This window comes from Arthrobacter halodurans (genome assembly GCF_041877255.1).
Taxonomy (GTDB): domain Bacteria; phylum Actinomycetota; class Actinomycetes; order Actinomycetales; family Micrococcaceae; genus Arthrobacter_N; species Arthrobacter_N halodurans.
In genome coordinates this window covers 20,560-42,339 of the sequence record NZ_JBHDLJ010000004.1, presented here as the reverse complement: position 1 = coordinate 42,339, position 21,780 = coordinate 20,560, and the positions used below count along the sequence as shown (strand labels likewise).

Here is a 21,780-nt window from a genome sequence, read left to right as displayed (position 1 = left end):
CGCCGAGGAGCGGGCCGCCCCCGGCGCCTGGCCGCGCCGCGGCGGCGCTCCTCCGACGCTAGGCCAGCGTCACCAGGTCCAGGTAGCTGTCGCTCCAGAGGTCCTCGTCGCCGTCGGGCAGGAGCACGACGCGCTCGGGGTTCAGCGCGGCGACGGCGCCCTCGTCGTGGCTGACCATAACGACGGCGCCGGGGTAGTTGCTGAGCGCGTTGAGGATCTCGGCGCGGCTGGCGGGGTCGAGGTTGTTGGTGGGCTCGTCGAGCAGCAGGACGTTGGCGCTGGAGGCCACGATCGTCGCAAGCGCCAGGCGCGTCTTCTCGCCGCCCGACAGCACGCCGGCCGGCTTGTTGACGTCGTCCCCGCTGAACATGAAGGAGCCGAGGATCCCGCGGACCTCCGCGTCCCCCAGGCTGGACGGCGCCGCCGAACGCATGTTCTCCAGGACGCTGCGCTCGGTGTCGAGCGTCTCGTGTTCCTGCGCGTAGTAGCCGACCTTGAGTCCGTAGCCGGCGATCACGTCGCCGGTGTCCGGTTCGGCCACGCCGGCGAGCATGCGCAGCAGCGTCGTCTTGCCGGCGCCGTTCAGGCCCAGGATGACCACCTTCGAGCCCCGGTCGATCGCCAGGTCGACGTTGGTGAAGATCTCCAGCGAGCCGTAGGACTTGCTCAGCCCCTCGGCGGTCAGCGGGGTCTTGCCGCACGGGGCGGGGTCCGGGAAGCGCAGCGCCGCCACGCGGTCCTGGGCGCGCACCTCCTCCAGGCCGCCCATGAGGCGGTCCACGCGCTTGAGCATGCTCTGCGCGGCGGAGGCGCCGGACGCGCGGGCCTTCATCTTGTTGGCCTGCGCCAACAGGGTGCCGGCCTTCTTCTCGGTGTTGGCGCGCTCGCGCTTGCGGGCCCGCTCGTCGGTCTCGCGCTGCTCGAGGTAGCGCTTCCAGCCGAGGTTGTACACGTCGATGGTGGCGCGGTTCGCGTCCAGGTGCAGCACCTTGTTGACGGTGGCCTCCAGGAGGTCGGTGTCGTGCGAGATCACGATCAGGCCGCCCTGGTGGTTCTTGAGGAACTCGCGCAGCCACGCGATCGAGTCCGCGTCCAGGTGGTTGGTGGGCTCGTCGAGCAGGAGCGTCTCGGCGTCGGAGTAGAGAATCCGGGCGAGCTCGACCCGGCGGCGCTGGCCACCGGAGAGCGTGCTCAGCGGCTGGTTGAGCAGGCGCTCGGGCAGCGACAGGTTGTTGGAGATCGCCGCGGCCTCGGACTCGGCGGCGTACCCGCCGTTGGCCATGAACTCCGCCTCGATCCGGTCGTAGCGTCCCATCGCCTTGTCCCGGACCTGCGGGTCGTCGCTTCCCATCTCGTCCTGGCACTTCTTGAGCTTGGCCACCACGATGTCCAGGCCACGGGCGGAGAGGATGCGGTCGCGCGCCAGCTGCTCCATGTTCGGGGTCCGCGGGTCCTGGGGCAGGTAGCCGATAGAGCCCGTGCTGGTGACGGAGCCGCCCGCGGGCAGGCTTTCCCCGGCGAGCACCCGGGTCATCGTGGTCTTGCCGGCGCCGTTGCGCCCCACCAGACCGATCTTGTCCCCCTTGTCGATCCGGAAGGACACGCCGTCCATCAAGAGGCGAGCGCCGGCACGGAGCTCGAGGTCGACAACGGAAATCACGGGGAACCTTTCGGTGGGGGCGGGGGCGCAGGGCACGCAACTCTCCAGTGTACCGGGAATGACGCCCCGGGGCTCCCAGTGACGCCCGCCACAGCGCACACCTGAACGCCGCCCACGACAATTGAACGGTGATCAAGTACGCTTTCCGGCATGACCAACCTCCAACACGGCGCGCACGCCACGACGCCTGCCCGGGCCGGCATCGGCCCCCGCGACCTCTCCCTCATCGCGGTCTTCGCGGCGCTGATCGCCGCGCTGACCCTGGTGCCCGCGATCCCCGTCGGCGCCCTCGGGGTACCGATCACGCTGCAGACCCTGGGCGTGAGCCTCGCGGCCCTGATCCTGGGCAGCCTCCGCGGTTCCGCCTCGGTCCTGCTCTATCTCGTGGTGGGCCTGGCCGGGATCCCCGTCTTCGCGAGGTTCAGCGGGGGCCTCGGCGTGCTCGCCGGTCCCAGCGCCGGCTACCTCCTGGCCTTTCCGTTCGCCGCGCTGGTCGCCGGCGCCCTCGCGACACTGGTCCTGCGCAGGACGACGCGCTGGCGCTTCGCCCTGCTCTTCCTCAGCGCCATGGCGGGGTCCATCCTGGTGACGCACCCGATGGGCATCGTCGGCATGAGCATCAACGCGCAGATCCCCCTGTCCCAGGCGGCCGCGTACGACCTCCTGTATTGGCCGGGCGACGTCGTGAAAAACCTGCTCGCCGCCGCCGTGGCCGTCACCGTCTTCAAGGCGTTCCCCCGGCTGGCCCGCCGGGACTTCCAGCGCTGACCGTGTCGAGGATCGCCTTCCGCGCCGCGGGGGTCTCCGTCCCGGGGAGCGGGGCCCAGGCCGAGGAGACCGTGCTGCTGCGGCCGCTGACGCTGGAGCTGACCGAGCCGCGCGTCGCGGTGATCGGGGCCAACGGCTCCGGCAAGTCGACCCTGCTCCGGCTGGTCAACGGCCTCACCCGTCCCACGACCGGATCGGTGGAGGTCGACGGCCTCGACTCCGTGGCGCGCGCCCGCGACGTGCGCCGCAAGGTCGGCTTCCTGTTCACGGACCCGCTCTCGCAGCTGGTCATGCCCGTGGTCGCCGAGGACGTCGAGCTGTCGCTCCGCGCCACCGTGCGGGACGGCAGGGAGCGCCGCGCCGCCGCCCTGCGCGCGCTCGGCGCCGTCGGCATCGCCCACCTCGCCGACCGCAGCATCTACGACATCTCCGGGGGCGAGCGGCAGCTCGCCGCGCTCGCGAGCGTGCTCGCGGCGGGTCAGGACATCCTCGTGGCGGACGAACCCACCACGCTGCTCGACCTGCGGAACAACGCCCTCCTGCAGGACACGATCCACGGGCTTCCGCAGCAGGTCCTCTACGCGACACACGACCTCGAGTTCGCCGCGCGCGCGGACCGCGCGCTGGTTGTCGACGGCGGCGTCGTCGTGTTCGACGGTCCCGCCGCGTCCGCCGTCGAACACTACCGGTCGCTCGCCCTCGCTGGCGGCGGGCGCTGATGCGCGGCCACGCGGCCCTCCTGGGCCTGCAGATCCCGGGCCGGTCCCCCGTGCACCGGGCGCCGCTGTGGCTCAAGTACTCCGTGCTCGTGCTCGGCGGAGCCGCCGTCGTGCTCCTGCGCGGCCCCGCCACGACCGCCGTGCTGCTGGCCGCGTCGGTCGGCCTGTACGCGCTGGCCGGCCGGGCCGTGTTCCGCGCCTGGGCGGCTCCCCTGCGCGCCATGTGGTGGCTCTTCGCCATCCTCGCGGCCCACCAGTGGTGGCTGAATGGGCCCGTGTTCGCCGCGACGATGGTGGGCGGAATGCTGGCCTGCCTCCAGCTCGCCCGCCTGCTGCTCCTGACCACACCGCAATCCGAACTGATCGACGGTCTGGCCCGCGCGGCGTCGCCCGCGCGACGCGTCGGCCTCGACCCCGACGCCTTCGCGCTGGCCGTCGCGCTGATGCTGCGGAGCATCCCCGCCGTGCTCGGCGCGGCGCAGGACGTCGGCGACGCCGCCCGGGCCCGCGGCCTCGGCAGGAACCCGCTGGCGCTCGCGAGCCCCGTCGTCGTCTCCACGGTCGCCTACGCACAGCAGACCGGCGACGCGCTCGCGGCCCGCGGCCTGCTCGAGGGTGGCGCGGACTCCGGGCCCTGACCCGCGGCACGGGTATTCTCGATCCATGAGTTTCAACGACAACACGCGCATCGACTCGGGCCGGGTGCGCGATTCGCGCGGGCGGGGCGGACGGGGCGGGAAGATCGCCGCCGGCGGCGGCGGCATCCTGGTCCTGCTCATCGCCAGCCTGCTCGGGATCAACCCGGCGCTGCTTGAGGGGCTCGGCCTCGGCGGGGACACCGTCCAGGAGCAGCCGGCCGACGGGTCCGGGACGCGGGCCGTCGACGAGTGCACGACCGGGGCCGACGCGGACGCCCGGACCGACTGCCGCATCGTGGCCACGACCCAGAGCCTGGACGCGTTCTGGGTGCCGTACCTGGAGCGGTACGGGGAAACACTCGCCGAACCCGCGGTCGAGATCTTCGCGGATTCCGTCAGCACGCGCTGCGGCGCGGCCAGCAGCGCCGTCGGACCGTTCTATTGCCCGGCGGACGAGACCGCGTACTTCGACACCGGGTTCTTCGGCGAGCTGTCCTCGCGCTTCGGGTCCGACGGCGGCGCGCTGGCCGAGGAGTATGTCGTCGCCCACGAGTACGGGCACCATGTCCAGAACCACCTCGGCACCCTGCGGAACTCGCAGGAGGGTGGGACGGGCCCGCGGTCCGGCGCGGTCCGCGTGGAGCTGCAGGCGGACTGCTTCGCGGGCCTGTGGGCCGCCCACGCGTCGCAGACCCGGAACGCCGAGGGCGAGACGTTCATGGAGCCCTTCACCGAGACGGATCTGCGCTCGGCGCTGTCCGCCGCCGCGGCGGTCGGCGACGACCGGATCCAGCAGGCGGCGACGGGCCGCGTCAGCCCCGAGGCGTGGACCCACGGATCGAGCGCACAGCGCCAGGCCTGGTTCCTCGCGGGCTACCGGACCGGCGACATCAACCGGTGCGACACGCTCGGGGCCGCCGACCTGGACCGCCCGGCCTCCTAGGAACCTTGGTCCGGGACTTGAGCGTTTAAGACCTGAGCGACCGAGACGTGAGCGGTCGAGACGTGAGGGACCCAGACACGAGCGACCGAGACATGACGATGGCGGGACCACACCCCGGGGTGTGGTCCCGCCATCGTCATGCGGAAACGTCTGCTTGCGGAGACGTCTGCCAGCGAAGACGCCTGCTAGATGTTGAAGCCGAGGGCCCGCATCTGGTCGCGGCCGTCGTCGGTGATCCGCTCCGGACCCCACGGGGGCATCCACACCCAGTTCAGGCGGTAGTCGTCCACGACGCCGCTGATGCACTGCCCGACCTGCTCCTCGATCATGTCGGTGAGCGGGCAGGCCGCCGTCGTCAGCGTCATGTCGATCAGCAGCGCGCCGTCCTCGGCGTACTTCAGCCCGTAGAGCAGCCCCAGGTCCACCACGTTGACCCCGAGCTCGGGGTCGATGACGTCCTTGAGCGCCTCTTCGACGTCCTCGAGGGGCGTCCGGTCCGTTCCCTGTGCCACGTCGTTCCCGGCGGTCATGATCAGGCCTTCACTGCCAGGAAGCGGTCGTAGCCCTCTTCCTCGAGACGGTCCGCGAGTTCCGGGCCACCCTGCTCGGCGATGGCGCCGTCGACGAAGACGTGCACGAAGTCCGGCTTGATGTAGCGCAGGATGCGCGTGTAGTGCGTGATGAGCAGCGTGCCCATCTGGTGCTCCGCCTGGGCGCGGTTGACGCCCTCGGAGACGACCTTGAGCGCGTCGACGTCGAGGCCGGAGTCGGTCTCGTCGAGGATCGCGAACTTGGGCTTGAAGAGCTCGAGCTGGAGGATCTCGACGCGCTTCTTCTCGCCGCCGGAGAAGCCCTCGTTGACGTTGCGGTTGGCGAAGTCCGCGTCGATCTTCAGGTCGGCCATGGCCGCCTTGACGTCCTTCGTCCAGTGGCGCAGGCTCGGGGCGGTGCCGTCGATGGCCGTCTTCGCGGTGCGCAGGAAGTTGGTCATCGTGACGCCGGGGACCTCGACCGGGTACTGCATGGCGAGGAAGAGGCCGGCGCGGGCGCGGGCGTCGACGCTCATCTCCAGGACGTTCTCGCCGTCCAGCAGGATCTCGCCGGAGGTGACGTTGTAGCGCGGGTGGCCCGCGATCGTCGAGGCGAGCGTGGACTTGCCGGACCCGTTGGGTCCCATGATGGCGTGCGTCTCGCCCGTCTTGATGGTCAGCGTGACGCCCTTGAGGATTTCCTTGGTGCCCTGATCGGTGTCGATCGAGACGTGAAGGTCCTTGATTTCCAGAGTAGACATTGGTGTCCGTTCTCTCCTGTGCCGGCCGCGCCGGCGTCGTGGTCTGTGTGAGGGGGTGCGGCGCGGGGCCTAGTGCTCCGTGGCGGCGAGCTCGCGCTCGACGGTCTCGTTGAGGCGTTCCTCGAGCTCGGGGACGCGGATCTGCTGGATGATCTCGTTCAGGAAGCCCCGGACCACCAGGCGGCGGGCGGTCTTCTCGTCGATGCCGCGCGACATCAGGTAGAACAGGTGCGCGTCGTCGAAGCGGCCCGTCGTGCTGGCGTGCCCGGCGCCCTCGATGAGGCCGGTCTCGATCTCGAGGTTCGGCACGGAGTCGGCGCGGGCGCCGTCGCTCAGCACGAGGTTGCGGTTGGCCTCGTAGGAGTCGGTCCCCTCGGCCTCCTTGCGGATGAGGACGTCGCCGACCCACACGGTGTGCGCGTCCTTGCCCTGCAGCGCGCCCTTGTAGAGGACGTTCGACGTGCAGCGCGGCACGGCGTGGTCCACGAACAGGCGGTGCTCCAGGTGCTGGCCGGCGTCGGCGAAGTACAGGCCGAACAGCTCGGCCTTTCCGCCCGGCGCGGCGAAGCGCGCGGACGGAGTCACGCGGACCAGGTCCCCGCCGAAGGAGACGGCGATGTGCTTGAAGCTGGCGTCCTTGCCGATCTTGGCCTGCTGCGAGCTGGCGTGGATCGACCCGTCCTCCCAGGCCTGCAGCGAGATGACGGTCAGGCGCGCACCGTCCCGCACGTCGATTTCGACGTTCTCCGCCACGACGGCGGATCCGACGTGGTCCAGCACGACGACGGCGCTGGAGTTGGGCTCCGCGACCAGCACCAGGTGCTGCGCGGACGCCGCCATCCCGGAGCCGGTCAGGGTGACCGTGACGGTTCCGGCCTCGGTGTCGGCCGGAACCGTGAGCACGGTCGCCTCGGCGGCGGCGTTCCAGGCGTTGGCGGACACGCGGTCCTCCGGAATCCCGGCGGATCCGACGCGCGGGTCGTCCATGCCGACGGTCTCCTGCCGGATGGCACCGGCGGACCGCACGTCCACGGCCGGGGCCGGGCCCGCGGGCACGTCCCGGTGCAGGCCGCCCAGCCGCTTGAGCGGGGTGAAGCGCCAGTCCTCCTCGCGGCCGGTCAGGGCCGGAAAGTCCTCGAGCCGGTAGCTGGTGAGCCGCCCGGCGCGGGAGGAGTCCGGCACGCCGGCGCCCTGTCCGTGGCTGTGGGCCTTGGCGCTCGCGCCGCCCAAGGGGGACGCGTCGGCGTTGACCGGGGAGAGGTTCTCGCCCTCCTCCGTGAAGCCGTCGATGGACGGGGCGCCGATGCGCGCCTTCTCTTCCGTGAGTTCTGTTGCGGTATCAGTCATGGCTAACCGACGGATCCTTCCATCTGAAGTTCAATGAGGCGGTTCAGCTCGAGCGCGTACTCCATCGGCAACTCGCGCGCGATGGGCTCGATGAACCCGCGCACGATCATGGCCATGGCCTCGTCCTCGGCCAGGCCGCGGGACATCAGGTAGAAGAGCTGCTCCTCGCTGACCCGCGAGACGGTGGCCTCGTGGCCCATGGTCACGTCGTCCTCGCGGACGTCGATGTACGGGTAGGTGTCCGAGCGCGAGATGGTGTCCACGAGCAGCGCGTCGCAGACCACGGAGTTGCGCGAGCCCTTCGCGCCCTCGCGGACCTGCACCAGGCCGCGGTAGGCCGAGCGGCCGCCGTTGCGCGCCACCGACTTGGCGACGATCGACGACGAGGTGTTCGGCGCGATGTGCACCATCTTGGAGCCGGTGTCCTGGTGCTGCCCCTCGCCGGCGAAGGCGATGGAGAGCGTCTCGCCCTTGGCGTGCTCGCCGACCAGGTAGACGGCCGGGTACTTCATGGTGACCTTGGAGCCGATGTTGCCGTCGACCCACTCCATGGTGGCGCCCGCCTCGCAGACGGCGCGCTTGGTGACCAGGTTGTACACGTTGTTCGACCAGTTCTGGATGGTCGTGTAGCGGACGCGGGCGCCCTTCTTCACGATGATCTCCACGACGGCCGAGTGCAGCGAGTCGGACTGGTAGATCGGCGCGGTGCAACCCTCGATGTAGTGGACGTAGGAGTCCTCGTCCGCGATGATCAGCGTCCGCTCGAACTGGCCCATGTTCTCGGTGTTGATGCGGAAGTAGGCCTGCAGCGGGATGTCCACGTGGACGCCCTTGGGGACGTACACGAAGGACCCGCCGGACCACACGGCCGTGTTGAGCGAGGCGAACTTGTTGTCTCCGACCGGAATGACCGAGCCGAAGTACTCCTGGAAGATCTCCGGGTGCTCGCGCAGGCCCGTGTCCGTGTCCAGGAAGATGACGCCCTGCGCCTCGAGGTCCTCGCGCAGCTGGTGGTAGACCACCTCGGACTCGTACTGGGCGGCCACGCCGGAGACCAGCCGCTGCTTCTCGGCCTCGGGGATGCCGAGCTTGTCGTACGTGTTCTTGATGTCGTCGGGAAGCTCGTCCCAGGTGGTCGCCTGCTTCTCGGTGGAGCGGACGAAGTACTTGATGTTGTCGAAGTCGATGCCGCTGAGGTCGGCGCCCCAGGTGGGCATCGGCTTGCGGTCGAAGTACTTCAGCCCCTTGAGGCGCAGGTCGAGCATCCATTCTGGCTCGCTCTTGAGCTCCGAGATGTCGCGGACGACTTCCTCGTTGATGCCGCGGCGCGCGTTCGCGCCGGCGTCGTTCTTGTCCGACCAGCCGTATTCGTAGGTGCCGATTCCGTGGAGCTCGGGGTTTCTCTCCAGGATCTCGGCAATCACGCCTGGGTCGGCGGTCTCCTGTGCAATCTGATCCGTCATCGCGGCCTCTCCTGCCTAGTGATCTTGACTCGAGTTCTCTTCTCAGCGGGCTGAGGAGTTTGGTGACGTCCCACGGGGACGTGTGTGGTGCAGACGTGCCCGCCGCGCGCCAGCGTGGACAGCCGTCGCACGTCGACGCCGAGGAGGCGGGAAAAGACCTGCGTTTCCTCGTCGCAGAACACCGGGAACTCCCGGGCCAGGTCCTGGATGGGGCAGTGGCCCTGGCACAGCTGGACGCTGAACATGGACGCCGTCGGCTGGTTCAGCCCGATGTCGCGCGTGGATGCCGCGAAGCCGTCGGCGCTCAGCGCCTCGGACAGCGCGCGGGCCCGGTCCTCCAGGCGCTCGCCCGCCGCCTCCACGAGCGGGCGGTAGCGCCGCTCCATCTCGGCGAAGCGGCGCGCGGCGAACGCGTTCACGGCCTTCGGGCCGGCCATCCGCCCCAGTTCGGCCAGCGCGTCCGTGGCGATGTCCAGATAGTCGTTGCCGAGCTTGGTCTGGCCGCGGTGGCTCAAGACGTAGCGCCGGGCCGGGCGCCCGGCGCCCGTGGCCTGGTTCGCGACCAGCTTGACCTCCACCAGCCCCTGCTTGCTCAGGGCGTCGAGGTGGCGGCGGACGGCGGCCGGGGTGAACCCCAGACGCTCGCCGAGCTCGGCCGCGCTGACGGGGCCCTCCTCGAGCACCGCGTGCAGGACGCGGTCCCTGGTGCGCTCCTCGGTTTCGGGCACGACGGCGCCGGGGCGGCCCGTGGGGTCCGTCCGCTGCGAGGTCGACTGGGGTGAATACACAACACAATCATCACCTAATCACACGTGCCGCGCCAGCAAGGAGGGCCTTACTTGGGGCCAGCCGCGCGACGGCCGAAACTCTACCTGACGTAGAATGATCCGGTGCCCCACTCCGCCCCCAGCCTCGTCGTCGACAGCCTCCGCAAGGACTTCGGCCCCGTTGCCGCACTCGACGGTCGCATGGTCCGCGTGCTCAACGGCGTCAGCCTCACCGCGCACGCCGGGGCCGTGACCACGCTCCTGGGCTCCAACGGAGCCGGGAAATCCACGACCCTTGCGTGCGCGCAGGGCCTGCTGAAGCCCGACGGCGGGACCGTGCGCCTCCTGGGACAGGATCCGGCCACGGCCGGCAGCCCGCTCAGGTCGCGCGTCGGCGTGATGCTGCAGGACGGCGGCCTGCCGCCGTCGGCGAAGCCGCTGCAACTCCTCCGGCACGTCGCCGGCATGTACGCGCATCCCGCTCCGGTCGGTGAGCTGGCGGCGCGGCTGGGGCTGGACGAATTAGCGCACACCACCATCCGCCGCCTTTCCGGGGGCCAGCGCCAGCGCGTGGCGCTCGCGGCCGCACTGGTCGGGAACCCCGAGGTGGTCTTCCTGGACGAGCCGAGCGCGGGCCTGGACCCACAGTCCCGCCAGACGGTGTTCGACCTCATCGGGGAGCTGCGCTCGAGGGGGCTGTGCATCGTGCTGACGACCCATCTCATGGAGGACGCGCAGCGGCTCTCCGACTACGTCTACATCATCGACGCCGGGACGAACGTGGCCGAGGGCACGGTCTCGGAACTGACGGCGCGCGCCACGTCCGACGCCGAGTCCCGGACACTGGCCTTCACCGCCCGCCCGGGCCTGGCGGCCGAGCCCGCCGGGGCGGGCGGCGGGAGGCGGCCCGCGACGCCACTCCGCCTCGCCGAGGGAACCGCGCTGGTGGAGGACTCCCCCGGCCAGTACCGCGTCACCTCGCTCGGCTCCCCCGCGGACCTGGCGGCCGTCGCCGCGTGGTGGGCGGCGAACGGCGTGTTTCCGACCTCGATCGCAATGGAACCGCGCAGCCTCGAGGACGTCTTCCTCGAAATAGCCGAAGGAGGCCGTCGTGGCTGAGCGACTCGTCCAGGCCCGCGGCAACGCGGCTCCCCAACTGACCCGGATCCTGCGCCAGGGACGCTACGAGGCCGAGGCCATGCTGCGCAACGGCGAGCAGCTGGTCCTGGCCGTGGTGCTGCCGCTGCTCGCGCTCTTCGGCCTGGTATTCGTGGACGTGCTCGACGGCGTCGCGCCCCAGCGGATCGACGCCGCCGCCCCGGGTGTGCTGGCCCTGTGCGTGATGTCGACCGCGTTCACGGGACAGGGCATCGCCACCGGCTTCGACCGCCGCTACGGGGTCCTGCGTTTCCTGTCGACGACGCCGCTCGGACGGGCCGGGCTGGTGTTCGGGAAGGCCCTCGCCGTGCTCGCCGTGCTGCTGGTCCAGCTGGTGGTGATCGGCGGCGCGGCCCTCCTGATGGGATGGCGCCCGGCCCCGGCTGGCCTCGCCCTGGCCGCCGCGCTGCTGGTCCTCGGGGCCGCCGCCTTCACGTCCCTGGGGCTGCTGATCGCCGGCACCGTCCGGCCCGAGGCGACCCTGGCCATCACCAACCTGGCCTGGGTCCTGCTCGCCGCAGGCGGCGGGCTCCTGATTCCGGCGACCAGCATGCCCGCGGCCCTGCAGCCGGTCGTGCAGGCCCTGCCGTCTTCGGCGCTCGGGGACGCGATGCGCGCCGCCCTGATCGACGGGCGATTCCTCGGCGGCGCGTTTCTGGTCCTGGTCGTCTGGACGGTCCTGGCCGGGATCGCCGCCACCCGCTGGTTCAAGTGGAACTAGCCCCACCGCACGCCCCCCGCACCGCGCACGCCCGAATGGAGTCCCCCGCATGACCACCCCCGTTGCGAAGACCAGCTGGACCGACCGCCTGCCCACCACCGTGGGCCGCGGCGTCCACGCCCTGGCGATCGCGTCGCTGGCCTCCCAGATCGGCATCATCGTCACCGGCGGGGCCGTTCGGCTGACCCAGTCCGGCCTCGGCTGCTCCGAGTGGCCGAACTGCGTGCCCGGCTCCATGACGCCGACGCCGGAAATGGGCATCCACGGGCTCATCGAGTTCGGCAATCGGACCCTGACGTTTCTCCTGACGGTCATCGCCGTGTCGATGATCGTCGCGGTCTGGCGGATGCGGCGCACCCACCCGACCGTCTTCCGCCTCGCCGTGGTCCTGCTTTGCGTCATCCCGGTCCAGGCGGTCATCGGCGGCATCACCGTGTGGACGGACCTCAACCCGTGGGTGGTGAGCCTGCACTTCCTCGCGTCCGCGGCGCTCGTCTCCACCGCGACGCTGCTCGTCAACCGGACCGGCATGCTCCTGCGCTCGGAGCCCTCCGTCGCCGTTCCCCCGCTGTCCGGGACCCAGCGCGCGCTGGGCTGGACGATCGCCGCGTCCTCCGCGGCCGCCGTCGTGCTCGGGACGATCGTCACCGGCACCGGCCCCCACGCCGGCGACGCGAACTCGCCCCGGCACGCCTTCAACGCCGACCTCGTGACGCGCATCCACGTCGCGCCCGTCTACCTGCTGGTCGGCGCGACGGTGCTGGCGCTGGTCCTTGCCTACCGGACGGGCGCCGCGCCGCGCCTGCGGACCGCCCTGCTCGCGCTGGCGTCCGTCGTCGCGTTCCAGGCCGTGATCGGCTACGTGCAGCACTTCACGGGGCTGCCGGTGGGGCTGGTCCTGCTGCACATGCTCGGGTCCTCCCTGTTGACGGCCGCCGCGACCAACGTCTGGGACCGGTCGACCGGACGCTTCCCGCTGTAGGCCCGGCGGCCGGCGGTGCTCCGTCGCCGCGCCCCGCAGTCGGCGTGCCCCGTGGGCGCGTCTCACCGGGGACTGCCCGCCGACCACACGTCCTCCGGTCACGTCCGCCTCGACACGCTCCGTCCCGACATGTTCCGTCCCGACACACTCCGTCCCGACACGTTCCGTCCCGCGCGCACGGCGGTCGCGCTCGGGCGCTGGCCAGGCCCGCCGGACCCACGCTGGTGCCGCGCACGGCGGTCGCGCTCGGGCGCTGGCCAGGCCCGCCGGACCCACGCTGGTGCAGCGCACGGCGGTCGCGCGCCCGGGCGGTGGCCAGGCCCGCAGGCCCAATTTGTTGCCGCGGACGGCGGTCGCGCTCGGGCGGTGGCCAGGCCCGCGCGCCCCCAGCTATGGCCGGGCCCGCCCATCGGCGCGGCATGCGCAGCGCCCGGGCACAAAAAATCCCCGCACGGGGCGGGGATTTCCCGAGCGGCGCGGGTGGACCGGCCACTTCCGCGGCCGACGCGTCGACGGTCGCCGCTGCGGACGCGCGGCCTAGCCGAAGAGCGGCTGTCCGACGAAGGGGTCGATCGCCAGCGCGACGAAAACCAGCGTGAGGTACGTGATCGAGATGTGGAAGACCTTCATCGCCTTGCGGTTCATGTCTTGGGGCTCGTGGTCGCGGCGCGCCTCGCGGTAGAGGACGTGGCACTCGTAGACGAACCAGGCCCCGCTGACGCCGGCCAGGACGGTGTAGACGATCCCCGCGTAGCCCATCGGCACCAGGAGCAGGGAGCAGACGACCGTGGCCCACGCGTAGAGGACCACCTGGACGGAGACCCGCTGCGCGCTCGCGATGGCGCCGAGCATCGGTACGTGCGCCGCGTTGTAGTCGTCGGAGTACTTCATCGACAGCGGCCAGTAGTGCGGGGGCGTCCAGAGGAAGATGATCAGGAACAGCACGATCGCGGGCCACTCGATGGTGTTCGTGACGGCCGCCCACGCGATGAGCACGGGCATGCAGCCGGCGATGCCTCCCCACACGATGTTCTGGGCCGTGCGGCGCTTGAGGATCAGCGTGTAGAGGACCACGTAGAAGAGGATGGCCGCCAGGCCCAGGGCGGTCGTGAGCGGATTCGTCCCGAACCACAGCACGGCCAGCGACGCGGCCGCGAGCACCCAGGAGAAGACGAGCGCCTCGCGTGGCGTGACGTCGCCGGTGACCAGCGGGCGGTTCTTCGTCCGCTGCATCACCTTGTCCATGTCGCGGTCGATGTAGCAGTTGAACGAGCCAGAGGCGCCGGCCGCCATGGCGCCGCCGAACAGCGTGGCGAGGACCAGGCCCAGGTCGGGGAAGCCGCGGTGCGCGAAGATCATCGTCGGTAGCGTCGTGACCAGCAGCAGCTCCACCACGCGCGGTTTCGTCAACGCCAGATACGCCGTCGCCTTCCGGCCCACGAACTCTCTGGGGCTCTCGCCCGGCTGGCGTGACGCGCGCTGGACTGGCGCGGCGTCGGCGGGGACGTACTTCACGGACATGCCACTCAGTTCTCCAGGGGAAACGGACAGACTCGCCCATCATACCCTTTTACGCCCCGTAGAAATCGGTCCCGCGGTGTGTGGCCGCTTACCCCGCCCGCGAACGGCGGCGCAAAATATGGCCTTGAACGGGCAATGAGGGGCCCGGAGGGATAAGGTTGAGGCGATGTGCCGGAGCCCGCGGGCCCGCCAGGCAACGAGGCGGGGGCGACCGCCCCAGCCCCCCGTTCCGGCACGCACCGCTTGCCAGACCACAGAGAGGGACCACAACGTGGCGCCACAGTCAGATGCCCGGGAAATGTCATGGACCAAGCTGGACGAGCGAGCGGTTGACACCGTCCGGATCCTCGCGGCGGACGCGGTGGAGAAGGTCGGCAACGGCCACCCGGGAACGGCCATGAGCCTCGCCCCGGCCGCCTACCTGATCTTCCAGCAGCACCTGCGGCACGATCCGGCGCACCCCGAGTGGGTCGGGCGCGACCGCTTCGTCCTCTCCCCGGGGCACACGTCCCTCACCCTCTACCTGCAGCTCTTCCTCTCCGGCTACGGCCTGGAGCTGAAGGATCTCGAGGAGCTCCGCACGTGGGGCTCCCAGACCCCGGGCCACCCCGAGTACGGGCACACCGCGGGCGTGGAGATCACCACGGGCCCGCTCGGCCAGGGCCTGGCCTCCGCCGTCGGCTTCGCCTACGCCCAGCGCCGCATGCGCGGCCTGCTGGACCCGGACGCACCGGCCGGCACCAGCCCGTTCGACCACACCGTGTGGGTCATGGCCTCGGACGGTGACCTGCAGGAGGGCGTGACCAGCGAGGCGAGCTCCCTCGCGGGCCACCAGGAGCTCGGCAACCTCGTCGTCGTGTACGACGAGAACCACATCTCCATCGAGGACGACACCGACGTCTCATTCACCGAGGACGTGCTCGCGCGATATGCCGCCTACGGCTGGCACACCCAGCGCGTCGACTGGACCGCCACCGGCGAATACGTCGAGGACGTCCCCGCCCTGGACGCCGCGCTGCGCGCCGCCAAGGCCGAGACCGGGCGTCCGTCCATCATCTCCCTGCGCACCGTGATCGGCTGGCCGGCTCCGACGAAGCAGAACACCGGCAAGGTCCACGGATCCGCCCTGGGCAAGGACGAGGTCGCAGCGGTCAAGGAGCTGCTCGGCTTCGACCCGGCCGCCAGCTTCGCGGTCGACGCCGACGTGTTGGCGCACGCCCGCGCCGTCGCGGACCGCGGCGCCGAGGCCCACGCCCGGTGGGAGGAGGCCTACGACCGCTGGCGCTCCGCGAACCCGGACGCCGCCGCGCTCCTGGACCGCACGCAGTCCGGGGAGCTCCCCGCCGACTGGACCGACGCGTTGCCCGCCTTCGAGGCCGGCAAGGACGTTTCCACACGCGCCGCCTCCGGCAAGGTGCTGAACGCGATCGGCCCGGCGCTGCCCGAGCTCTGGGGTGGTTCGGCGGACCTCGCCGAGTCCAACAACACCACCATCGAGGGCTCCCCCTCCTTCATCCCGGAATCCCGGCAGACCGACGCGTGGAAGGGCAACCCCTACGGCCGCGTCCTGCACTTCGGGATCCGCGAGCACGCCGCCGCGGCGATCGTCAACGGGATCGTGCTGTCCTCGAAGACGCGGGCGTTCTCCGGGACGTTCCTGATCTTCTCCGACTACCAGCGCCCCGCGATCCGGCTGTCCGCCCTGATGGGCATCCCGTCCATCTACGTCTGGACCCACGACTCCATCGGCCTGGGCGAGGACGGACCGACCCACCAGCCGGTCGAGCAGCTCGCCAGCCTGCGCGCGATCCCGAACCTCGACGTCGTCCGTCCCGCGGACGCCAACGAAACCGCCTGGGCCTGGCGGACCATCCTCGAGAACACGGCCAACCCCGCCGGCATCGTGCTGACCCGCCAGAACCTCCCGGTCTACGACCGGTCGGCCGAGGGCGGCTTCGCCGACGCGGCGGGCGTCGCCCGCGGGGGCTACGTGCTGGCCGAGGCGATGTCCGGCGGTGCGCCGGTCGAACCCGAGGTCCTGCTGCTCGCGACCGGATCCGAGGTCCAGCTGGCCGTCCAGGCGCGCGAGTCCCTCCAGTCCGAGGGCATCCCGACGCGCGTCGTGTCGCTACCGTGCCTGGAGTGGTTCAACCGGCAGGACGCGGCCTACCGCGAATCGGTGCTGCCGGCGTCGGTCCGCGCACGCGTCTCGGTCGAGGCCGGTGTCGCCCAGGGCTGGCGCGAGCTGGTCGGCGACGCCGGGCGCATCGTTTCGCTCGACCACTTCGGCGCGTCCGCCGACTACAAGACCCTGTTCCGCGAGTTCGGCATCACGGCCGAGGCGGTCGCCGCGGCCGGGCGCGAGAGCCTCGCGGCGGCCCGCGAGGCCGTCGCCGCGCGCTGACGCCCGTCCCGAAGACCACCAGACGCACCACGGAAGGAACGATTGTGAGCAATCCCCGCACCGAAGCCCTGTCCCAGGCCGGAGTCTCCATCTGGCTGGACGACCTTTCCCGCGAACGCCTCGAGTCCGGCTCGCTGGCCGCGCTCATCGCCGAGAAGAACGTCGTCGGCGTGACGACCAATCCCTCGATTTTCGCCGCGGCGATCAAGCACGGCGACGCCTCGTACCGGCAGCAGGTCGCCGAGCTGGCCGCCGACGGACACGACGTCGAGCACGCGCTCTTCGAGATCACCACGGCGGACGTCGCCGAGGCCTGCGACCTGCTGGCCCCCGTGGCCGCCGCGACCGACGGGGTCGACGGCCGCGTGTCGCTCGAGGTCGATCCGCGCCTGGCGGCCGATACGGCCGCGACCGCCAAGGAAGCCGTGAAGCTGCACGACAAGGTCGGCCGCGACAACGTGCTCATCAAGATCCCCGCCACGCTCGAGGGGCTCGACGCGATCACGGCCACGCTGGCCGAGGGAATCAGCGTGAACGTGACGCTGATCTTCTCGCTGGAGCGCTACCGCGCGGTCATCAACGCCTTCATGTTGGGGCTGGAGCAGGCCAAGGAGAACGGCTACGACCTGTCGCTCATCCACTCGGTCGCCTCCTTCTTCGTCTCGCGCGTCGACGCGGAGGTCGACAAGCGTCTCGACGCGGTCGGCACCGACGAGGCCCTCGCGCTCAAGGGCAAGGCCGGGCTCGCCAACGCGCGGCTGGCCTACCAGGTCTACAAGGACCTCTTCACGTCCGAGCGCTGGAAGGTCCTGGCCGCGGCCGGGGCCCGCGCGCAGCGCCCCCTGTGGGCCTCGACCGGCGTCAAGGATCCCGCCTACCCGGACACCCTGTACGTCACCGGCCTGGTCGCCGAGAACGTCGTGAACACCATGCCCGAGAAGACCCTGGACGCCGTCGCCGACCACGGCGACGTCACGGGAGACACGATCGCGGGCACCTACGAGGAATCCGACGACGTCATGGACGCCCTCGCCGCGCAGGGCATCGACTACAACGAGGTCGTGGGGCTGCTCGAGGCCGACGGCGTCGCGAAGTTCGAGGCGTCCTGGGCCGAATTGATCGAGGACGTCCGCGAGGCGCTCGCCGCCGCGTCCGCGACGGGGGCCCGCTCGTGAGCTCCCTCGGATTCCAGGCCACCGGCGCGGCCCTCGCGGCCATCGAGGCGCACGTCCCCACCCTCGTCGCGGACCGCGTCGCCTCGCGCATCGCCGCGAAGGACGCCACGCTGTGGGGGCCCGACGCCGAGGCAGAGGCCTCCGTCCGGCTCGGCTGGGTGGAGCTCGCCGAGACCTCGCGCCCTCTCGTGGAGAGGATCCTCGCGCTGCGGGACGAGCTCCGCGCCGAAGGCGTGGACCGCGTGGTCCTCGCCGGCATGGGCGGCTCCTCGCTGGCCCCGGAGGTCATCGCCGCGACCGCGGACGTGGAGCTCGTCGTCCTCGACAGCACGGACCCCGAGATGGTGGGCAACGCGCTCGGGGACCGGCTGGCGACCTCCGTCCTCGTGGTGTCGTCCAAGTCCGGTTCCACGGTCGAGACCGACTCGCAGCGGCGCGTCTTCGAGCAGGCCTTCGGCGACGCGGGACTGGACCCGGCCCGCCGCATCGTCGTCGTGACGGATCCCGGATCCCCCATGGACACCGCGTCCCGGGAGGCCGGCTACCGCGCCGTGTTCAACGCCGACCCGAACGTCGGCGGCCGGTACTCCGCGCTGACCGCCTTCGGTCTGGTGCCGACGGGCCTCGCCGGCGTCGACATCGCCGCGTTGCTGGATGAGGCCGAGGAGGCCGCGGAGTTCCTGGCGGACGACGACGAGGACAACATCGGCCTGTGCCTGGGCGCGGCGCTGGCGGGCACGTCGCCGCTGCGCGACAAGCTGGTGTTCGTCGACGAGGGCTCCGGGATCGTGGGCTTCGCCGACTGGGCCGAGCAGCTCATCGCCGAGTCCACCGGGAAGCACGGCACCGGTGTCCTCCCCGTGGTCGCCGAGCCCGGCGCCCCCGAGACGGTCGCGCAGGCCGACGACGTGCTGCTGGTGCGCCTGGTCTCCGACTCCGACTCCGAGGCCGGGACCGACGAGCGTCCGGCCGCGCCGCTGGGGCACGAGGTCTGCGTCTCCGGCTCGCTGGGAAGCCAGCTTCTGCTGTGGGAGTACGCGACCGTCGTCGCGAGCCGGATCCTGGGGATCAATCCCTTCGACCAGCCGGACGTCGAAGCCGCGAAGAACGCGACCCGGGGCCTGCTGGACGCCACGCCGGAGGCCGAGCCGGCCCAGCTGGTCGACGCCTCGATCGAGCTGCGCGCGACGGACGGCCTGCTCGACGGCGCCACGACGGTGGCCGACGCCCTCCGCGCCGCGCTGGCCCTGCTGCCGGACGACGGCTACGTGAGCATCCAGGCCTACCTGGACCGGCTGGGCCACCGTGAGCTGGAGGACCTGCGTCCGCGCGTGGCGGCCGCTTCCGGCCGGCCGACCACGTTCGGCTGGGGACCGCGATTCCTGCACTCGACCGGCCAGTTCCACAAGGGCGGACCGCGCGTTGGGGTGTACCTGCAGATCACGGCGGATTCCGCGGCCGACCTTTCGATCCCGGACCGCCCGTTCACCTTCGGCGAACTGATCGCGGCCCAGGCGGCCGGGGACGCGCAGGTCCTCGCGGACCTCGGACGCCCGGTCCTGCGGCTGCACCTGATCGACCGCGCCCGCGGCATCGCCCAGTTGCGTGACGCCGTCGCCTCGCTGGACCGCCCGGCCGGCGCCTAGCGTCCCGTCCGCGCCCGCCGTCGCCCGCCCGCACCCACGAAAGCAGCCATGTCAGACACCACCGCGCGCAACCCCCTGCGTGACCGGAGGGACCGGCGGCTCAGCCGCATCGCCGGTCCCTCCGCGCTCATCTTCTTCGGCGTCACGGGGGACCTGGCGCGCAAGAAGCTCATGCCGGCCGTCTACGACCTCGCCAACCGGGGGTTGCTCCCGCCGAGCTTCGCGGTGGTCGGGTTCGGGCGGCGCGAGTGGTCCGCGGAGGACTTCGTCGCGGAGGCGCGCGGCTGGGTCAAGGCGAACGCCCGGACGGCCTTCAACGAGACCGTCTGGGAGCAGCTCGCCGGCGGGTTCCGCTTCGTGACCGGCGGGTTCGGCGACGACGAGGCCTTCGCGCGGCTCGGCGAGACGCTCCAGGAACTGGAACGGTCGCGGGGCACGCGCGGCAACCACGCCTACTACCTGTCGATCCCGCCGAACTCCTTCGAGGAGGTCTGCGAGCAGCTCTCCCGCCACGGCCTCGCCCAGCAGGACGCCGCGGCCGCCGGGACCCCGTGGCGGCGGGTGGTGATCGAGAAGCCGTTCGGGCACGACCTCCAGTCCGCGCGGGAGCTGAACGCAATCGTGGAGTCCGTGTTCCCGCCGGACTCGGTGTTCCGCATCGACCACTACCTCGGCAAGGAGACGGTGCAGAACCTGCTCGCCCTGCGCTTCGCGAACCAGCTCTTCGAGCCGATCTGGAACGCCAACCACGTCGACCACGTGCAGATCACCATGGCCGAGGACATCGGCATCGGCGGCCGTGCGGGGTACTACGACGGCGTCGGCGCCGCACGGGACGTCATCCAGAACCACCTCCTGCAGCTGCTCGCCCTCACCGCCATGGAGGAGCCGATCTCCTTCGACGCGAACCACCTGCGCGCCGAAAAGGAGAAGGTCCTCGCCGCGGTGCGGCTTCCGGAGGACCTCTCGCGGCACTCCGCGCGGGGACAGTACAGCGGGGGTTGGCAGGGCGGCGAGAAGGTCACCGGCTTCCTCGAGGAGGAGGGCTTCAACCCGGAGTCGACGACGGAAACCTACGCCGCCATCCGAGTCGACATCAACACCCGCCGGTGGGCCGGCGTTCCGTTCTACCTGCGCGCCGGCAAGCGCCTGGGGCGCCGGGTGACGGAAATCGCCGTCGTCTTCAAGCGGGCCCCGAACCTGCTCTTCCGCGACCACTCCAGCGAGGACTTCGGCCAGAACGCCGTGGTCATCCGCGTCCAGCCGGACGAGGGCGCCACGATCCGCTTCGGCTCCAAGGTCCCGGGAACCCAGATGGAGGTGCGCGACGTGACCATGGACTTCGGCTACGGCCACTCGTTCACCGAGTCCAGCCCCGAGGCCTACGAGCGGCTCATCCTCGACGTGCTGCTCGGGGAGCCCCCGCTGTTCCCCCGCCACGAGGAGGTCGAACTCTCCTGGAAGATCGTCGACCCGTTCGAGCGGTACTGGTCCACCCTGGGCCACCAGCCCGAGCCCTACGCCCCGGGCAGCTGGGGCCCGGCGTCCGCGGACGAGCTCCTGGCCCGCGACGGAAGAACCTGGAGGCGTCCGTGATCGTCAACCTGCCCCACACCACGACCTCCCGCATCGCGAAGGAGGTCATGAACCTCCGCGAGGCCGGCGGAGTGGTCGCGCTGAGCCGCGTGCTCACGCTCGTCGTCGTCACCCGCGACGGGTTCGAGGAGGAGGCCATCGCGGCCGCCAACATGGCGAGCCGGGAACATCCGTGTCGGATCATCGTCGTCGTCGAGGGCTCGCGGGACGCCCCGACGACGCTGAACGGCCAGATCCGCGTCGGCGGGGACGCCGGGGCCTCGGAGGTCATCGTCCTGCACGCCTACGGCGAGATCTGCACCGCCGACGAGTCGCTGGTGGCGGCGCTGCTGCTGCCCGACGCGCCGATCGTCGCCTGGTGGCCGCACGGGGTCCCGCGTAAGGCGTCCACCACGGCGATCGGGCGGATCGCGCACCGCCGCATCACCGACTCCGGCGCCGAGCCGGACCCCCGGCGCGCGCTGTTCGCGATCGCGAAGTCCTACGTGGCCGGGGACACCGACCTTGCCTGGACCCGGCTCACGCTCTGGCGTGCCCAGCTCGCCGCGGTCTTGGACCAGCTGGACCCCGCGGAGATCGTGGCGGTGACCGTCAAGGGCGCCGCCGACTCCCCCAGCACGGTGTTGCTGGCGGCTTGGCTCACCCTGTGCCTGAACGTCCCCGTGACCATCGCCTCGTCCACGGCGGGGACGGGGGTCCGCAGCGTCAGGTTCACGCGGGTCGACGGGGACGTGGTGCTCACGCGCCCGCACGACGACGTCGCGGAGCTCTACCAGCCGGGCCAGCAGGTCCAGCGGATCTCGCTGCCGCGGCGCCAGCTGTCCGAATGCCTGTCCGAGGAGCTGCGGCGCCTGGATCCGGACGAGGTTTTCGGCGAGGTGGTCCGCCGCGGCCTGCAGCGCACCAACCTGCGCAGCGTCACTGCCAGCGAACGCTGAGGCCGGGCGCTCTCCCGCGCCGAACGCCGAAAAGCGGCCCTCC

General features: G+C 71.3%; 19 protein-coding genes. 12 read left to right on the top strand and 7 right to left on the bottom strand.

Features of this window, described 5'->3' with window-relative positions:
* Window positions 1-58 precede the first annotated feature (58 nt).
* Window positions 59-1,660 (bottom strand): ABC-F family ATP-binding cassette domain-containing protein, encoded by a 1,602-nt coding sequence (locus ACETWP_RS06255; RefSeq protein WP_373971361.1) that lies wholly within the window; start codon window positions 1,658-1,660, stop codon window positions 59-61.
* Between the two features lie 150 nt (window positions 1,661-1,810).
* Between ACETWP_RS06255 and ACETWP_RS06250 the strand changes: the two genes are divergently transcribed.
* The 4 genes from ACETWP_RS06250 to ypfJ are packed head-to-tail and all read left to right on the top strand — an operon-like array spanning window position 1,811 to window position 4,728.
* The gene (locus ACETWP_RS06250; protein WP_373971360.1) at window positions 1,811-2,428 is read left to right on the top strand and encodes a biotin transporter BioY; all 618 of its coding nucleotides are present in this window, start codon (window positions 1,811-1,813) and stop codon (window positions 2,426-2,428) included.
* A 2-nt stretch (window positions 2,429-2,430) separates the two neighbouring features.
* A complete protein-coding gene (locus tag ACETWP_RS06245) occupies window positions 2,431-3,147 on the top strand; it encodes an energy-coupling factor ABC transporter ATP-binding protein (RefSeq protein ID WP_373971359.1) in 717 nt (238 codons plus the stop codon).
* Window positions 3,147-3,785 (top strand): energy-coupling factor transporter transmembrane component T family protein, encoded by a 639-nt coding sequence (locus ACETWP_RS06240; RefSeq protein WP_373971357.1) that lies wholly within the window; start codon window positions 3,147-3,149, stop codon window positions 3,783-3,785. The genes ACETWP_RS06245 and ACETWP_RS06240 overlap by 1 nt, the downstream gene beginning before the upstream one ends.
* 25 nt (window positions 3,786-3,810) lie before the next feature.
* Window positions 3,811-4,728: a KPN_02809 family neutral zinc metallopeptidase gene (gene ypfJ, locus ACETWP_RS06235; RefSeq protein WP_373971356.1), complete on the top strand. Its 918-nt coding sequence runs from the start codon at window positions 3,811-3,813 to the stop codon at window positions 4,726-4,728.
* A gap of 185 nt (window positions 4,729-4,913) precedes the next feature.
* Here the strand turns inward: ypfJ and ACETWP_RS06230 are convergent, their stop codons facing one another.
* The 5 genes from ACETWP_RS06230 to ACETWP_RS06210 form a co-directional block, all read right to left on the bottom strand.
* Window positions 4,914-5,258 (bottom strand): metal-sulfur cluster assembly factor, encoded by a 345-nt coding sequence (locus ACETWP_RS06230; RefSeq protein ID WP_373971355.1) that lies wholly within the window; start codon window positions 5,256-5,258, stop codon window positions 4,914-4,916.
* Between the two features lie 2 nt (window positions 5,259-5,260).
* A complete protein-coding gene (gene sufC / locus ACETWP_RS06225; RefSeq protein ID WP_373971354.1) occupies window positions 5,261-6,019 on the bottom strand; it encodes a Fe-S cluster assembly ATPase SufC in 759 nt (252 codons plus the stop codon).
* Between the two features lie 69 nt (window positions 6,020-6,088).
* The gene (sufD, locus tag ACETWP_RS06220; RefSeq protein WP_373971353.1) at window positions 6,089-7,366 is read right to left on the bottom strand and encodes a Fe-S cluster assembly protein SufD; all 1,278 of its coding nucleotides are present in this window, start codon (window positions 7,364-7,366) and stop codon (window positions 6,089-6,091) included.
* A gap of 2 nt (window positions 7,367-7,368) precedes the next feature.
* Entirely contained in the window at window positions 7,369-8,829 is a 1,461-nt protein-coding gene (gene sufB, locus ACETWP_RS06215; RefSeq protein WP_373971352.1) for a Fe-S cluster assembly protein SufB, read from the bottom strand.
* On the bottom strand, window positions 8,826-9,617 hold the full coding sequence (locus tag ACETWP_RS06210; RefSeq protein WP_373971351.1) for a helix-turn-helix transcriptional regulator: 792 nt from the start codon (window positions 9,615-9,617) through the stop codon (window positions 8,826-8,828). Before ACETWP_RS06210 ends, sufB begins: the two co-directional genes overlap by 4 nt.
* Window positions 9,618-9,719: 102 nt before the next feature.
* Here ACETWP_RS06210 and ACETWP_RS06205 point away from each other — a divergent pair, with 102 nt between their 5' ends.
* The 3 genes from ACETWP_RS06205 to ACETWP_RS06195 are packed head-to-tail and all read left to right on the top strand — an operon-like array spanning window position 9,720 to window position 12,457.
* Window positions 9,720-10,715 (top strand): ABC transporter ATP-binding protein, encoded by a 996-nt coding sequence (locus ACETWP_RS06205; protein ID WP_373971350.1) that lies wholly within the window; start codon window positions 9,720-9,722, stop codon window positions 10,713-10,715.
* On the top strand, window positions 10,708-11,475 hold the full coding sequence (locus tag ACETWP_RS06200; RefSeq protein WP_373971349.1) for an ABC transporter permease: 768 nt from the start codon (window positions 10,708-10,710) through the stop codon (window positions 11,473-11,475). Before ACETWP_RS06205 ends, ACETWP_RS06200 begins: the two co-directional genes overlap by 8 nt.
* Before the next feature lie 49 nt (window positions 11,476-11,524).
* On the top strand, window positions 11,525-12,457 hold the full coding sequence (locus tag ACETWP_RS06195) for a COX15/CtaA family protein (RefSeq protein ID WP_373971348.1): 933 nt from the start codon (window positions 11,525-11,527) through the stop codon (window positions 12,455-12,457).
* Window positions 12,458-12,994: 537 nt separating this feature from the next.
* Here the strand turns inward: ACETWP_RS06195 and ACETWP_RS06190 are convergent.
* A complete protein-coding gene (locus ACETWP_RS06190) occupies window positions 12,995-13,978 on the bottom strand; it encodes a heme o synthase (protein WP_373971347.1) in 984 nt (327 codons plus the stop codon).
* 298 nt (window positions 13,979-14,276) lie between these two features.
* On the opposite strand from ACETWP_RS06190, the gene tkt reads away from it, so the two are divergent.
* From tkt to ACETWP_RS06165, 5 genes are read left to right on the top strand one after another with little or no spacing between them, the layout of a single operon-like run.
* Window positions 14,277-16,382, top strand: coding sequence for a transketolase (tkt, locus tag ACETWP_RS06185; RefSeq protein WP_373971346.1), 2,106 nt, complete (start codon window positions 14,277-14,279; stop codon window positions 16,380-16,382).
* 44 nt (window positions 16,383-16,426) lie between these two features.
* Window positions 16,427-17,557, top strand: a complete 1,131-nt coding sequence (tal, locus tag ACETWP_RS06180; RefSeq protein ID WP_373971345.1) for a transaldolase — start codon at window positions 16,427-16,429, stop codon at window positions 17,555-17,557.
* Entirely contained in the window at window positions 17,554-19,203 is a 1,650-nt protein-coding gene (locus ACETWP_RS06175; protein WP_373971344.1) for a phosphoglucose isomerase-related protein, read from the top strand. The genes tal and ACETWP_RS06175 overlap by 4 nt, the downstream gene beginning before the upstream one ends.
* Before the next feature lie 48 nt (window positions 19,204-19,251).
* Entirely contained in the window at window positions 19,252-20,799 is a 1,548-nt protein-coding gene (gene zwf / locus ACETWP_RS06170; protein WP_373971343.1) for a glucose-6-phosphate dehydrogenase, read from the top strand.
* Window positions 20,796-21,737, top strand: coding sequence for a glucose-6-phosphate dehydrogenase assembly protein OpcA (locus ACETWP_RS06165; protein ID WP_373971342.1), 942 nt, complete (start codon window positions 20,796-20,798; stop codon window positions 21,735-21,737). Before zwf ends, ACETWP_RS06165 begins: the two co-directional genes overlap by 4 nt.
* The last annotated feature ends 43 nt before the right edge of the window (window positions 21,738-21,780 follow it).